At 57.2% G+C, this 14,702-nt stretch carries 14 protein-coding genes; 7 read left to right on the top strand and 7 right to left on the bottom strand.

The features are described 5' to 3' along the window. Positions 1-11 precede the first annotated feature (11 nt). From D5270_RS10930 to D5270_RS10915, 4 genes are read right to left on the bottom strand one after another with little or no spacing between them, the layout of a single operon-like run. Positions 12-779 (bottom strand): thiamine pyrophosphate-dependent enzyme, encoded by a 768-nt coding sequence (locus tag D5270_RS10930; protein ID WP_166544136.1) that lies wholly within the window; start codon positions 777-779, stop codon positions 12-14. A 29-nt stretch (positions 780-808) separates the two neighbouring features. After that, complete coding sequence (locus D5270_RS10925) at positions 809-1,855, bottom strand: 3-methyl-2-oxobutanoate dehydrogenase subunit VorB (RefSeq protein WP_166544135.1); 1,047 nt, start codon at positions 1,853-1,855, stop codon at positions 809-811. A 22-nt stretch (positions 1,856-1,877) separates the two neighbouring features. After that, on the bottom strand, positions 1,878-2,084 hold the full coding sequence (locus tag D5270_RS10920) for a 4Fe-4S dicluster domain-containing protein (protein ID WP_161472585.1): 207 nt from the start codon (positions 2,082-2,084) through the stop codon (positions 1,878-1,880). 48 nt (positions 2,085-2,132) lie between these two features. After that, entirely contained in the window at positions 2,133-2,783 is a 651-nt protein-coding gene (locus D5270_RS10915) for a ParA family protein (RefSeq protein ID WP_166544134.1), read from the bottom strand. A gap of 535 nt (positions 2,784-3,318) precedes the next feature. Between D5270_RS10915 and spoIVB the strand changes: the two genes are divergently transcribed. Next, positions 3,319-4,491, top strand: a complete 1,173-nt coding sequence (gene spoIVB, locus D5270_RS10910) for a SpoIVB peptidase (RefSeq protein ID WP_166544133.1) — start codon at positions 3,319-3,321, stop codon at positions 4,489-4,491. 62 nt (positions 4,492-4,553) lie between these two features. Here the strand turns inward: spoIVB and D5270_RS10905 are convergent, their stop codons facing one another. Both D5270_RS10905 and D5270_RS10900 read right to left on the bottom strand, forming a co-directional pair. Continuing rightward, positions 4,554-6,905 (bottom strand): alpha-L-rhamnosidase-related protein, encoded by a 2,352-nt coding sequence (locus D5270_RS10905; RefSeq protein WP_166544132.1) that lies wholly within the window; start codon positions 6,903-6,905, stop codon positions 4,554-4,556. Between the two features lie 77 nt (positions 6,906-6,982). Then, complete coding sequence (locus D5270_RS10900; protein ID WP_166544131.1) at positions 6,983-8,245, bottom strand: glycoside hydrolase family 10 protein; 1,263 nt, start codon at positions 8,243-8,245, stop codon at positions 6,983-6,985. An 81-nt stretch (positions 8,246-8,326) separates the two neighbouring features. Between D5270_RS10900 and D5270_RS10895 the strand changes: the two genes are divergently transcribed. The 6 genes from D5270_RS10895 (at position 8,327) to D5270_RS10870 (ending at position 13,967) form a co-directional block, all read left to right on the top strand. Continuing rightward, positions 8,327-9,025 (top strand): YjjG family noncanonical pyrimidine nucleotidase, encoded by a 699-nt coding sequence (locus tag D5270_RS10895; protein ID WP_166544130.1) that lies wholly within the window; start codon positions 8,327-8,329, stop codon positions 9,023-9,025. Further along, positions 9,018-9,689 carry a response regulator transcription factor gene (locus D5270_RS10890; RefSeq protein WP_166544129.1) on the top strand — a complete coding sequence of 224 codons (672 nt, stop codon included), beginning with the start codon at positions 9,018-9,020 and terminating at the stop codon, positions 9,687-9,689. The genes D5270_RS10895 and D5270_RS10890 overlap by 8 nt, the downstream gene beginning before the upstream one ends. Before the next feature lie 12 nt (positions 9,690-9,701). Then, positions 9,702-10,691 (top strand): sensor histidine kinase, encoded by a 990-nt coding sequence (locus D5270_RS10885; RefSeq protein ID WP_166544128.1) that lies wholly within the window; start codon positions 9,702-9,704, stop codon positions 10,689-10,691. Between the two features lie 140 nt (positions 10,692-10,831). Beyond that, positions 10,832-11,608: an ABC transporter ATP-binding protein gene (locus tag D5270_RS10880; RefSeq protein ID WP_166544127.1), complete on the top strand. Its 777-nt coding sequence runs from the start codon at positions 10,832-10,834 to the stop codon at positions 11,606-11,608. Continuing rightward, the gene (locus D5270_RS10875; RefSeq protein ID WP_166544126.1) at positions 11,601-13,631 is read left to right on the top strand and encodes an ABC transporter permease; all 2,031 of its coding nucleotides are present in this window, start codon (positions 11,601-11,603) and stop codon (positions 13,629-13,631) included. Before D5270_RS10880 ends, D5270_RS10875 begins: the two co-directional genes overlap by 8 nt. Positions 13,632-13,655: 24 nt before the next feature. Beyond that, positions 13,656-13,967: a hypothetical protein gene (locus D5270_RS10870; RefSeq protein ID WP_166544125.1), complete on the top strand. Its 312-nt coding sequence runs from the start codon at positions 13,656-13,658 to the stop codon at positions 13,965-13,967. A gap of 62 nt (positions 13,968-14,029) precedes the next feature. Here the strand turns inward: D5270_RS10870 and D5270_RS10865 are convergent, their stop codons facing one another. Next, positions 14,030-14,614: a DUF4854 domain-containing protein gene (locus D5270_RS10865; RefSeq protein WP_166544124.1), complete on the bottom strand. Its 585-nt coding sequence runs from the start codon at positions 14,612-14,614 to the stop codon at positions 14,030-14,032. Between the last annotated feature and the right edge of the window lie 88 nt (positions 14,615-14,702).

The raw sequence follows: 14,702 nt of genomic DNA, 5'->3' as shown, positions 1-14,702 counted from the left end.
ATTCAGGTCCTTCACTGTGACGCGCCCCCCTTCTTCACCCCGGCGTCTATGTCCTTATATACCCCTAAGGGATAGTAGGGTATCATATTCTCCCGGAGCCACTCAAGGGACTCCACAGGGGTCAGCCCCCAGTTGGTGGGGCAGGTGGAGAGCACCTCGACTATGGAGTAGCCCTTGCCGTCCAGCTGGTTCTGAAATGCTTTTTTAATGGCTTTCCGGGCTATATTCACATTCTTCACACAGTCCACAGTCACCCTCTGGGCAAAGGCCACGCCGTCCAGGGTGGACAGGAGCTCGCAGACCTTCACCGGGTACCCGGCAGTGTCCGTGTCCCGCCCATAGGGGGTGGTCTGGGTTATCTGCCCCGGCAGGGAGGTGGGGGCCATCTGCCCGCCGGTCATGCCGTATATGGCGTTGTTGATGAAGATAACGGTGAGGTTTTCCCCCCTGGTCGCCGCATGGACGGTCTCGGCCGTGCCGATAGCTGCCAAATCTCCGTCGCCCTGGTATGTAAATATCACATTATCTGGCTTTGCCCGCTTGAGTCCGGTAGCAACCGCCTGGGCCCTGCCGTGGGGGGCCTGGACCATGTCGCAGGCGAAATAGTCATAGCACATCACCGAGCAGCCCACCGAGGCCACCCCAACGGTGCGGCCCTCCACCCCCAGCTCGTCGATGGCCTGGGCCACCAGACGGTGCACAATGCCGTGGGTGCAGCCCGGGCAGTAGTGCAGTGGGGCGTCGGTCAGGGCGTGGGGTTTCTGAAATATTGTTGCCATATATTAGACCCTTCCTTTCTCTATAGTCCTTACAGAAGCTTCTCCACTTCCGCCAGCACCTCGCCGGGGGTCGGGATTATGCCGCCTGTGCGCCCGAAGAAGTGCACGGGCACCCTGCAGTCAATGGCGAGCTTCACGTCGTCCACCATCTGGCCCATGCTCATCTCAACAGTGAGGAAGGCCTTTGCGTGGCCCGCCGCTTTCTGCAGCGCGCCGGTGGGGAAGGGCCATAGGGTTATGGGCCGCAGGAGGCCCACCTTTCCGCCCTTCTCACGGGCCTTGTTCACAGCACTTCTGGCCACCCTTGAGGAGGCTCCGTAGGCCACAATTATTACGTCCGCGTCGTCACATAGGTACTCCTCGGCCCGCTGCTCCGTAGCTTTTACCTGCTCGTAACGCTTATAGCGCTCAACTACCAGCTCCTCCAGCTTATCCGGGGTTAGGTACAGGGAGTTTATGATGTTGTGCTCACGCTTGTTGCTATGGCCGTTTGCGGCCCAGGGCTTCTCTGTGGAGGCATGCTCACCCTCCTCGGGGAGCTCTACCGGCTCCATCATCTGGCCCAGCATACCGTCAGCAAGTATCATGGCGGGCATACGCCAGCGGTCGGCGGTATCGAAGGCGTCGGACACCAAATCCACCATCTCCTGGACAGTGGAGGGCGCGAAGACCAGCACCTGGAAATCCCCGTGGCCTGTGGCCTTTGTTGCCTGCCAGTAGTCGGCCTGGGAGGGCTGTATGCCCCCGAGCCCCGGGCCGCCCCGCTGGACGTTTATTATCAGCGCCGGCAGGTCTGAGCCTGCCATATATGATATGCCCTCGGACTTCAGGCTGATTCCCGGGGAGGATGAGGAGGTCATGGCCCGCACGCCTGCCGCCGACGCTCCCAGCACCATGTTTACCGCGGCTATCTCGGACTCGGCCTGGAGATATGTACCCCCAATCTTGGGCATACGCTTTGACATATAGGCCGCAAGCTCCGTCTGAGGGGTGATGGGGTAGCCGAAGAAATGGCGGCAGCCCGCCCGAATCGCGGCCTCACCCAGGGCCTCGTTGCCTTTCATCAATACTTTCATTTGGCTTCAACCTCTTTTCCGGTTATTTTTCCACAGTTATGGCGGTGTCGGGGCACATTGCCGCGCAGGACGCGCAGCCGGTGCACCTGCCGGGCTCCATCAGCCTTGCGGGGTGGTAGCCCTTTAAATTCAGTCTCCCGGTATCCAGGGAGATAATCTTCAGCGGGCAGGCGTTGGCGCACAGGCCGCAGCCCTTGCAGACGCTCTCGTCTACGGTTATCTTAGGCATATATCTATACCTCCTTAACTTAAATTATTCGATATATATAAATCTCAGTTATTCCCAGGCAAATTTCACAAGCCGTCCAACAGCCTTAAAGCCCTCCGGCGGCTCCCTGCCGTCCAGGGCAAAGTCCGGCACGGTGGAGTACAGCAGGGGCAGGCCGGTAAGCTCAGCCGCGGTCCTTGCAAAGTCCAGAGACTCCAGCACATGCCAAAGCTCTGTCTCCACCCCCAGATGGGAGTTATTGACTATCCCAGTGGCCAGAAGCCGCGCGGCCCCCTCTATCTCCCGAAGGAGCTCCGCGCATTCCTGCGGGCTCTGGGAGAGGGCCCTATAGCGGTTTATAACATATATAAGCTCATACCCTGACCTCTTGAGCCCGTGGCTCAGCCCGCCCAGGGCCGTGGCCCCGGCGTCGTCACCGCCGGAGTCTATGATTACCCTGCCCGCTCCCGGGGCAAATATGGACTGTATCTCCGGCGGCAGGGTCGGCGTGTCCAAAGTAGTCCCGGCGAACACCGGGGCTATCAGCCGCACGCCCTTATTTTTCAGCAGCTCCCCATAGTCCGAGGAGCGGAAGTAGGGGTTTACAATGTCCAAATCCACAAGGGTGACAGGGCCGCTTCCAGCCGCTTCCAGCGCCAGGTTTAATACGAGGTTTGTCTTGCCGCAACCGTAGTGGCCGCAGATAACAGTGATGGGCATTTTGAGGCCTCCCTTCGCGCTTTTGCGTACTTATATAATAGTATAGCACATATTCCCGGAAAATTCAACTGGGAGGTCCTGTCTATACATGGGCCGCAGTTTACAATGCGTTCATAAAAATCTCACAATTCTTTTATATGGGCTTGATAGGTTTTTCATAATTCTGCTGTATACTAATACCATCGAAAGCAAAGGAGGTGAACAGCCTACACTAAGACGGTAAAAACATAACATTATTTGCCTAATATCATCGTATACTTATTTCATGCACGTTTACTGTCCCTTCTACCGGGCGAGACCGGCAATAGCCGGAGTGCGGACCCATGGATTTATGGGCATGCCACCGCTGTGCCCGGTAGTTGCGGCAGACCAAAAATTCTCGCTTCTGTATTATCTGTGCTCTCATGCACAACAGATACAGAAGCGTTTTTAATTTCCATCATAATTGCTTTTTCCTGTGGCAAATTAAAAACGGGGCCGAAAGCGGGATTTATTTATGCCGCTTTTAGTCTTGCCCCGAAAGCGGGTGAAGCATTTGAAATGTGAGGATAATCAAAAATTTGGAAAGAAAAGGGCTTTCTGCGGGGCCCTGCACACCTTTGCAATGAGCGTGGGGATAACGGCGGTATGTATGCTTGCCACAGTCGGTGTGCTGGGCCTTGAGGAGCCGTCCATTGAGCCGGGGGTGCAGGAGGCGGCGGCCTTTGAGACTGCAAGCCAGCCGCCGGAAGCTAAAGCGGTCCAAAAGGCAGAGGACGGGCAGGTGATACCCCTGGGAGAGGCCTTCGGTATAAAGCTTTTCACAGACGGGGTTATTGTTGCCTCCCTCTCTGATATTTATACCACGGGCGGTATCTGCTGCCCCGCTGCCGAGGCCGGGCTGCGCGCCGGTGACTATCTTATAGAGGCCGACGGCATGACCATAGGCAGCAACTCGGACCTTGCCGCCTATATCGGCCAGAGCCAGGGCCAGAGCGTCACCTTCAGGGTGCGCCGGGGGGAGAAGGAGTTCGAGACCACTGTGACCCCGGTGTTCGGCGAGGGCGCCTTCCGCACAGGCATGTGGGTCCGGGACAGTGCCGCGGGCGTTGGCACCCTGACCTTCTATGACCCCAACACCGGCATGTTCGCGGGCCTGGGCCACGGCATCTGCGACGCGGACGCGGGCAGCGTCATGACCTTAAAAACCGGCGAGCCTGCCGCCATCACCCTCTGCGGCATAGTCAAGGGGCAGAGGGGCGAGCCCGGGCAGCTGAGGGGCTATTTCTCCTCAGACGAGTCCATGGGCAGGCTCCTGGCCAACAACGAAACCGGCGTTTATGGAACTCTTGACAGCCCGAAGGAGGGCACGCCAATGGACGTGCTGTCCCGGGACGAAGTGAAGCCCGGGCCGGTTGAGATATTGGCAAGTATCGACGGCAGCGGCCCGCGGCTCTATTCCGCGGAGATAAAGAAGGTCAACCCCGCCGACCAGCCAACTAAAAACCTGGTGATAAGCGTGACGGACAAGAGGCTGCTGGAGAGCACCGGGGGAATCGTGCAGGGAATGAGCGGCGCGCCGATTTTGCAGGATGGCAAGCTCTGCGGCGCTGTGACGCATGTATTTATGGACGACCCCACAATGGGGTATGGGATTTTTGCCGAAACTATGCTGGAACAGTGCAACAGCTCCTATAAACAGGACATCGAAGATAAAGAGGCCGCTTAGGGCCGTAGAATAACGTGAGCCGGCCGGGGAGTACCCGGCCGGCTTAAACTTTTATAGGCTTCTTACAAAGCCCCTTCAGTCTCTACCTCGATTCCGCCTTTTCCGTCAGCCCTCCAGCTTACCCGGACCTCCCCCCGGGGCGTGGCTACGCATCCCCTGGCCCAGGTAAAGTGCCCGGGTACCGGTTTTACCTCAACTTTTGCAAATCCCGGGGCCGAAGGCCTGACCCCCAGCACCACCGCCGGGAGCTCATACAGCGCCAGGGCTCCCCAGGCGTGGCAATCGCTGCGGCCCCGGACATTGTCCTCGACGCAGGTGGTAAGGTTATTCTCCACCATCTCCCGCCAGATGTCCCAGAGCTTTTCAGTGCGCTCATACATCCCGGCTTTTTCAAGGGCCCTAAAAAGATAGTATGCCATAGCCACAGAGCACTGGGCATACTCCCCAGGGTTATCAAGGGTCTCTGAGATATTTGCCCTGGACTGCTCAACGGAGAGGGTATCTGTCAGCAGGGCGAACACCTGGCAGTGCTGGCTGTACTCCTCTACCCCCGGGCCGTCGGTTATCATCCCATTGCGGCCTGTGCAGTGCTCACGCACCGCCGCCTGAACGCTTTCCGCCCGGGCGCGGTACTCCTCAGCCGTACCCCTCCTGCCCACAAACTCCGACACCTCCGCCGCTGCCTGCAGGCCGTACACATACAGAAGGCTCTCCATTGTGATGGGCCCTTTTAGTGTAGCACATGGGACTCCGCTGGTCTCGTCCCACTGGTCCGTCCAGTCGATAAAGGACCAGTACCTGGAGCGTCCGTTCACACCGCCGATTTTGCCCACCAGCCCGCGCCCGTCTAAATTACTGCCGAAGAAATTCAGTATGCCGTCCATGCAGGCCAGATGTCCCCTGAGGAAGCCCTTATCCCCGAAGAACATCATATGGTCCCACAGCATCAGGATATAGTAGACGGCAAAGCCCGGGATTATGTTTGGCTCATAGCAGGGGTAAGAACAGTTTATCATGCCGTCATAGCGCTGGGAGCGCCGGAAGTCGTCCATACAGGCCCTGGCAAGCCGGTCGTCCCCGGAGACCATATAGGTGTAGAGTATCTGGCTGCGGGAGTCCATGGCGTATTGCAGCTGCTCATAGAATGGGCAGTCGGTGTAGGTCTCCTGCATACAGCGGCGCAGGGTGCGCTCGCTTATCTCCCAGATTTTTTCCATAGCCGGGTCGGAGGTCTCGATTTTTGTTTTGACCTCCAGGGGATAGCCTGTCTCCTGGTAATCAAAGCCGGATATAGTCAGAGGGCTGTCCCCGGTCCTTACAGTCAGGCGTATAAACCTGAATGTGCGGAACCAGAAGGGTTCATATGCCTCAGGCATAGACTCCGTGCCGCCGCCCGCCACTGTGTACACGTCTGTAAACCCATTTAAATCTCCGTTGACATTATCACAGCGGTCCTTCTTTATAAAGGGGTCAAACGGGCCGTCCCCGGTCTTCACTCCGTAGGCCTCCGAGCAGAGCAGGCATATCTCAGCGCCACCGCCTCCGGCTAAGCGCAAAGACAGGAACCCGGTCTCCTCACAGCCCGCGCTTATGTCTATTATCTCCTCGGAGTTTGCGGGCAGGCTCACAACGCCCTCTCCCCGGAGCATATTCTCCCAGTCCCTCACACTGCTCCCGGACTTAATGGCCTGCACAACCCCCTCAAACTGCCTGTCCTCCCTGTACACCTGGGGTATAGGCCTTGGCAGCAGGTTTCCCGGCACCACGGAGCTGCGCATTTCAAAAAGGCTGTAGGGCCGGGCGTGTTGCCAGGCTGAGTCGTCAAAGTCCGGCAGGGTCCAGCCTAAGAGGGCCGGGTCCGCCTCCACCTTCTCCATAAACATCAGCGGCGCAAAGCCCATGGCCTCCTGTACCACACTGAATCCACCAACGTAGTGCCAGCGCCAGCTGCCGTCCGCAGTCAGCCCTATGCACCCATGGGCCCTGGTGTCCTCAGTATCTGCCGCGGTCTCACCGGTGGTCTGCATGACCGGCTCCTTGAGGCCATCGTAAATCTCCTCCACATAGAGCCCGGGGGTATTGGTGCGGAACACGCCGTGGCTTCCCAGGTTATGCCCGGTGGGATACTGCAGCACCTGGGCGCAGAGCACGTTTTTTCCCGGGCGAAGATACGGCGTCAAGTCTACCTCGTCATAGTACCATACGCTCCTGTCGCCCTTGGCAGGGCCCAGGGCGATAAGCCCGCCGTTGCAGTACAGCTTATACCTTGCGTCCGCCGAGACCCGCAGCCTGCACTGACGCGCCTCGCCAATCTCGAAGCTCTTTCTGAAAAGCACAAGATTCGCACTGGTGCTTTTCAGCACACCGGGGTCACTTGCCCATATCCACTTGCTGTTTGGTATCCTGAACTCCATGCTATCATTCCTTTCGAGGGACATTTTCTCGATGCTATGATAGCATATTTGTGCCGGGTTTGTAAATGGCCGATATGCTAATCTACGCCGGCAAGGGTCTCCACGGCGTTCTTCATCTCCGTGCCAGTCTGCTCGGCGTCAAGAAAGTCGCTGCTGTAAAGTATAACCCCATTACAGGGTAGCTCCCTGGCAGCCTTTATCTGCCTGCTTATCACGTCCCCGCCTGTCCAGGCCTCGCCCTGGGAGCTGTCCCCGGCCTTGTACAGCGCAAGACCGATGTAAAGCTCAAGGCCTTTACGCCTGTACATCCCCTGCCAGTCCTCCAGGGCCTGGGTGTAGTTCAGCCCCGGGTTTTCAAAGCCGTAGTACACCTGGGGGCAGACATAGTCTATATACCCAGGCACAGCACACCAGGCCTCTACATCCGCGCCCATATTCAAGTCGTTTTCGATATTCCCCTGGGGTGAAATGCCAAACTGTACCTCTGGGCTCATGGACTTCACACGGTCATATACCTCGGCTACCATGGCGTTGATGTTCGCCCTGCGCCAGTCCTGGAGCTCCAGCGGCTCTGAGACTGTCTCCACGTGCAGCTGGTAGGCCTCGGCGTCCAGGCTCCCGTCCTGTGAGGGATAAAAATAGTCGTCGAAGTGAATGCCGTCCACCGGATACTTCTCCGCTATTTCCGCCGCGCCCTTGGCTATCAGCGTGCGCACATAGGGGTACGCCGGGTCCAGATACAGCGCCCCCTGCCACTCCATGAAGTAGTAGGGCGCGTCCGCTTTAAGGTCTGCTATAGGCCCGGATAGCTGGCTGGGGGTCTCGGTGGTCTGTACCCGCAGAGGGTTTATCCAGGCGTGGAACTCCATGCCCAGGCTGTGGGTATACTCCACCATGAATTTTAACGGGTCAAAGCCCGGGTCCTGCCCCTGGGTGCCGGTGAGTATATGGGACCAGGGGTAGAGCTCCGAGGGATACAGCGCGTCTGAGAAGGGCCGCACGTGCACAAACAGGGCATTGAGGCCCTTCTCCCTGGCGCTGTCGGCTATACTTTTAAAGTTGGCTTCAAAGGCCTCCTTGGTGTGCTCCGGCACATTAAGGGACATGTACGGCACCCATACACCGGCAAGCTCACCCCGCTCCGAGGACTGCGGGACCTTGACATCCATCTCCTCAGGTTCTGCTGTAGGCTCCGGCCTTACCTCAGGCTCTGCCGGCTCCACCAGCCCGCTGCTCTCACCGCCGCCCAAAAGCCATACCGCCCCCACGGCTCCTGCCAATGCCAGCCACAGCACGAAATACTTGATAAAGCCGCGCCCTATTGACCCTGATTTCCTCATAGACTTGTCCTCCCGAGATTGACACCGGCTTAAAAAGCGGGTATAATTTCTCTATGATAATATGCGTGAAAGGATGGTCATATGCGCTTTCTTCTCTTCGACGCCGACTATACCCTCTTGGACTTCCCCGCCGACATGGTCCGCTCCTTCAAAATAATGTATGACGCCTGCTTCTCCGACCAGCGGCCCTACTCAAAGGGGCTTCTGGACTGCTATGATGCCTGCAATAACCGGGCCTGGGACCGCTTTGAGCGGGGGGAGTGCACAAAGCAGGAGCTCTATATCACCCGCTTTGTGGAGTTCCTGTCGGAGTCCGGCCTGTCCGGTGACCCGGAAGCTGTAAATGAGAGATACTTTACAGCACTGGCCGAAACAGGCACGGCCTATCCCGGGGCCGTAGAGCTTGTAAAGGAGCTGAGCTTTACATATCAGCTCTATATTATAACCAACGGCAACGTGGTGAGCCAGTTCCCAAGGCTCAGGCACTCAGGCCTTGCCCCATACTTTAAGGAGGTATTTGTCTCCGAGGCCGTTGGCGTGGGCAAGCCGGACAAGCGCTACTTTGACTACGTTGCCGGGCATATCCCCGGCTTCACCCCGGACGAGGCCGTAGTTATCGGAGACTCACCCAGCTCAGATATCCAGGGGGCCGTAAACGCCGGACTCCGAAGCATCTGGTACGACCCGCCCGGGGCCTGGACCAGGGAGCGCAGCGCTCTCGGCTATACCTGGCGGGCGGAGAGCTATGAGGATATCCGGGAGATACTCCGGAATGTATAAGATATTTATTGTTGAGGATGACCCGGTCATCTGCCGCACCGTCTGCGAGCACCTGTCCCTGTGGGGCTATCAGGCCCGGGCCGTGGAGGATTTCTCCCGGGTTCTGGAGGAGCTGCTGGACTTCGACCCGCACCTGGTGCTGCTGGACATCGGCCTGCCGGTGCATAACGGCTACTACTGGTGCCAGGAGCTGAGAAAGCGCTCCAAGGTGCCTGTGGTCTTCCTGTCCTCGGCCTCGGACAATATAAATATCGTAACGGCTATCGAGCTCGGGGGCGACGACTTCATAGCAAAGCCCTTCGACCTGACGGTGCTCACAGCTAAGATTCAGGCCGTGCTCCGCCGCACCTACTCCCTGCTTGGCAGCACGAACCTTTTAGAGTACGGCCCGGCAATACTGGACCTGGGAGCCGAGACCGTCGCCGGCCCCGGCGGGAAGCTGGAGCTCACCAAGAACGAGTTCCGCATACTCCAGGTGCTAATGGAGAACGGTGGGCATACAGTGAGCCGCGGGGACCTGATGGTGCGCCTATGGGAGAGCGAGAGCTTTATAGACGACAACACCCTGACGGTAAATGTCTCCCGCCTGCGCAAAAAGCTTGAGTCTGTGGGGCTTGAGGGCACTCTTGTCACCAGGAAGGGCCTGGGCTACCAGTTCAGTTAAACGGAGGGCTCTATGCTGTTTTTCAGATATCTCATTGACCGCCGCCGGGTGCTGCTCTGCGGGCTCCTGCTCTTTGCAGCCATAGCCGGGCTTATGCTCCTCTACGGCCTAAGGCTCTCCCAGATAGGCTACTGCGCCCTTATAGCTATCACCCTGGCGATAGTCATGTCCGTGCCCGACTTTGTCAGGTACTGCCGGAGCGTGCGGCGGCTTAAAGCTGTAAAGTGTTCTGCATTACAGGGCTCCCCGGAGCCTGCTGCAATGGAAGGCCCACTTCCTATGGAGCTCGTCCTTGAGACCATGGAGCTCCTGCGAACCCGGGCCGCCGACCTTGAGAGCCAGGCCGCCACCCGCCAGGAGGAGCTTATGGACTACTACACCCTATGGGTGCACCAGGTAAAGACCCCTTTAGCCGCCATGGGCCTGATACTCCAGTCCGGGAGCGTGCCAGAGGCCGAGGCCCTGCGCCAGGAGCTGTTTAAAATAGAGCGCTATATGGAGATGCTCTTAGGGTATCTGCGCCTGCACTCCATCAGCTCGGACCTGCGCCTGGAAAGCTGCCAGGTGCGGCCCATTGTCTCAAAAGCCGTGAAAAAGTTTGCGTCCCAGTTCATATATAAGAAGCTCCGGGTGGACCTTGAGGACTTTGACGACAGGGTTATAACCGACGAAAAATGGCTGCTTTTCGTGCTGGAGCAGCTTATCTCCAACGCGGTCAAATATACCGTGTCCGGCGGCATAACCATCTCCATGGGCCCGGGGCATGTGCTCTCTGTCTGTGACACCGGCGTGGGCATAAACCCCGCCGACCTGCCCCGGGTGTGCGAGCGCGGGTTTACCGGGCAGAACGGGCGGGCCGAGCGCTCCAGCACCGGGCTGGGGCTGTACCTCTGCAAGTCGGTTTTAGACAAGATGCAAACGTCCTTTGAGATAAAATCCCAGCCGGGCAGGGGCACCACGGTGCTGCTGTATCTGGACCGCCCGGCCCTGCCGAAGGACTGAAGCCCTGTAAGGGCTTCTTTTTTTGCCCAACCTTACAAAACTGTAAGCTGACGGCCCCATTTTGTAAGCCCAGCTTATGGATTTTGTAAGAATTACCCGCTATACTTAAACCATGCAAAAAACGTAAAGGAGATTTATATATGCCAGTTTTAAATGTAGAACACCTGAAAAAGACCTATTCAAACCGTCTGGGCGGCGCCCAGGTCCACGCCCTCCAGGACGTGAGCTTTACTGTGGAGGAGGGGGAGTTCGCCGCCATAATGGGCGAATCCGGCTCCGGCAAGACCACCCTCCTGAACATTTTAGCTGCCCTGGATAAGCCCACCTCCGGCAAGGTGTACCTTAACATGCGGGATATCACCAGCCTGAAGGAGTCTGAGATATCCGCCTTCCGCCGGGACAACCTGGGCTTTGTCTTCCAGGATTTCAACCTTCTTGATACCTTCTCCGTCCAGGACAACATCTTCCTGCCCCTGGTCCTGGCGGGGAAGAAGTATCCCGAAATGCGCCAGCGCCTGGAGCCCATTGCAATGAGCCTTGGCATAGCAGAGCTCCTGGGAAAATTCCCCTATGAAATATCCGGGGGCCAGAAGCAGCGGGTAGCCATAGCAAGGGCCATTATAACCCAGCCCCAGCTGATACTTGCCGACGAGCCCACCGGAGCCTTGGACTCCCGCTCAGCCGGGCAGATAATGGACATCTTCTCAAAGGTGAACGCCTCAGGCCAGACGGTCCTGATGGTGACCCACTCCATACAGGCCGCCAGCCGTGCGGGGAGGGTGCTCTTTATAAAGGACGGCCAGGTGTTCCACCAGATATACCGGGGCAGCCAGACCGACGACCAGATGTACCAGAGCATTTCCGAAACCCTTACGGTCCTTGCCACCGGCAGAGAGGGGGCGCAGGGCAATGTTTAAGCTCTATCCAAAGCTTGCGGTCCACAACATTAAAAGCAGCTACCGGGTAACGGTGCCCTACCTGCTCTCGGGCTCCGGGATAATCATGATGTACTATATGCTCTTCGCCCTCACCATGGGGACCAGGGGCTCAAAATTCTACGGAGTCACAAGCTCCGGCGCGGCCTTGGAGCTTGGCACCTATGTCATAGCCATATTCGGCGCGATATTCCTCTTTTACACCAACAGCTTCCTTATGAAGCGCCGGAAAAAGGAGCTGGGACTATACAATATCCTAGGCATGGAGAAGCGGCATATTGCCGGGGTCATACTCACCGAGACCTTTATGACCGCCGCCGTATGCCTTATAATGGGTATCGGCTTCGGAGTGATATTCTCCAAGGTATTCTTCCTTATCCTGGAGCAATTACTTGGTATGCCCGGGCTCATCCCCTTTGTGATACCCATCTCAGGCATCAGGAACACAATCATACTCTTTGCCTGTATCTTCCTGGCAACAGCCCTCTATAATATCCTGCAGGTGCGGCTGTCAAAGCCCATTGAGCTGCTCCACGGCGGGGAGACAGGGGAGAAGGAGCCCAAGGCCCATTGGCTCCTGGCTATTATCGGCGCCGGACTGCTGGGGGCCGGGTACTATATGGCTGTCACCATCGAGGACCCTGTAGCGGCCCTGACAATGTTCTTTGTGGCTGTAATACTGGTCATTCTGGGCACATACCTCCTCTTTATGGTGGGTATAACAGCCATGCTCAAGCTCCTGAAGAAAAACAAGGGCTTCTACTATAAGACCCGGCACTTCACCACCGTCTCAGGTATGCTCTACCGCATGAAGCAGAATGCCGCCGGACTTGCCTCAATCTGTATCCTGTTTACCTGCCTGCTGGTGACGGTGTCCACCACCTTCTCACTATATACAGGCACAGAGGACATGGTGCGCAGCCGTTGTGCCCGGGATATAAATGTGAGCTTCACCGGCGTCCTGCAGGATGAGTTCGATTCGGTAAAGGCTAAGGCGGAGGAGACGGCAGCCGCCCACAGCGCACAGATGGATGATGTGCTCACCTACCGCGCCTGGGACCTGGGAGCTATCCGGCAGGGGGACGGCTTCGAGTTCAGGAACGAAACCGCGTATGGCACTGTTTATGCCTTCTTCACCATCTTCGCCTTAGACGATTATAACGCCTTCGCCAAAACGGACTACACTCTCGACAGCGGGAAGGTTCTCCTATGCGACCCGGGCAATAAATTTGACAGCGAAACCGTCTCCGTCTTCGGCAGGACCTATCAGGTGGAGAAAATAGACATGCCCTACACCGACTCCAAATTCAGCAATTATGATAATATCGAGAACTACGGCCTTGTGATAAACGACCCGGAGCTGATAGTGGACGGCCGCCTGCAAAATCCCGGCGAAGGCATATCCTCCGACGAGCCCTGGGTGGACCCATCTTATTTCTTATACTTTGATATAGCCGGCCATGACCCTGAGAAGATAGTATCTGTTTACGACGAGCTTCTGGGATGGGTCATGGATACCAGCAAAAGCTGGGAGTGCCTCGGCACAAACGGCTGGGGACTCAGCTACTACTGCCGCAATATCGTAAGCGAGCGCGAGGACGCCACCGGGCTCTTTGGCGGGATATTCTTCCTAGGGCTCTTTATGGGGGCAATGTTCCTCATGGGCACCGTGCTCATCATCTACTATAAGCAGGTCTCGGAAGGGTACGAGGACGCAAAGCGCTTTGACATCATGCAGAAGGTGGGCATGAGCCACCAGGAGGTAAAGCGCAGTATCCACAGCCAGGTCCTGATGGTCTTCTTCCTGCCACTCTTAATGGCCCTTATACACCTGTGCTTCGCCTTCCCAATGCTGCAAAAGATACTAATGCTCATGGAGATGGTGAATTTTAACCTGATAATCATGTCCATGGCAGGCTGTGTGCTGGTGTTCAGTATGTTCTACCTTGTCATCTACCTGCTCACCGCCCGCACCTACTACCGTATAGTCGAGAGCACAAACTAAAAACAATATACAGGGGGTATTAACATGACACTATCTATCTTTGACCTGTTCTTCACCATGTTCGGCTACGCCTGGAAGCTTCTCTCCTGGGTGGCTGATTTAAGCCTGCGGTTCTTCGGGGCCGTCTTTAGCTTCGGCATAAGGGCGGTGGGGGCTGTCTTCGACCTTATGCTGACCCCTTTCACCCATGGGTTTGGCTGCCTCACAGACTGGCCCGCCATGGACCTGCGGGGCTTCTTCTCCCTTGGCATGTGGGTGCTGCTGGGGGCCTGCGCCCTCGTTGCAGCCCTCGCCCTTGGCAGCAATGTTTACCGCAGATACAGGAGCCGGATGTAAACTCCAATAGCAAAAGCCTCAGGGTTTTGACCCTGAGGCTTTTCTGCTATGTTAGCTGTAAATTACTTACCGGTGTACTCCTTGCTGGCAATCTCGGTGCCGTCAGCCTTGGCATAAACAACCTTGACCTTGACGCTATCAGCCTCGACAACCTGAGCAACAGTGCCGGCGATGTTCTCGAAGGTGGATACGAAAGTCGCCTCGTTGAGACCTTCATCAAGATTAGCCTTCAGAGTGCTCTCATCGGCGCCCTCCAGGGCCTCGTCGCTGAACTTGAACATATAAATCAGGGTGTCTTCAGTGCCCTCCAGGGTCACGTCCATGGAATCATCGCCGCCGAGCATCTGCTCGATGGAAGCGTCCAGCTGGGCCTTAGTGGTGGGGTCCTCCAGGAAAGCCTTGACGGTGGGGAACACGCCGTCGGCAGCGCCGGTGGAGGCCGCAGAGCTCTCCTCGGAGCTATCCTCAGCCTCAGAGCTGGACTCCTCGGTGCTGGACTCGCTGGAGCTGTCGTCAGCTGCGGAACTGGTCTCGCTGGAGCTGGGGGTGGAGCTGCCGGAGCCCTTGTCGTCGCCGCAGGCGGCCAGTGAGAACAGCATTGTCAGGGCCAGCACAGCGGCCAGTGTACGTAGAACATTCTTTTTCATTTTAGGTTCACCTTTCTAATCATAGATTACGGCTTGGAGTAATCCCAAGCCGCGAATAATTATAACTCTGAAAAAGAACAATGTCAAG

Source organism: Acutalibacter sp. 1XD8-36 (assembly GCF_009917525.1).
In the GTDB taxonomy this organism is placed as follows: Bacteria; Bacillota; Clostridia; order Oscillospirales; family Acutalibacteraceae; genus Acutalibacter.
The sequence above is the reverse complement of the archived record's forward strand: the minus strand, read 5'-3'. Positions and strand labels throughout refer to the sequence as shown.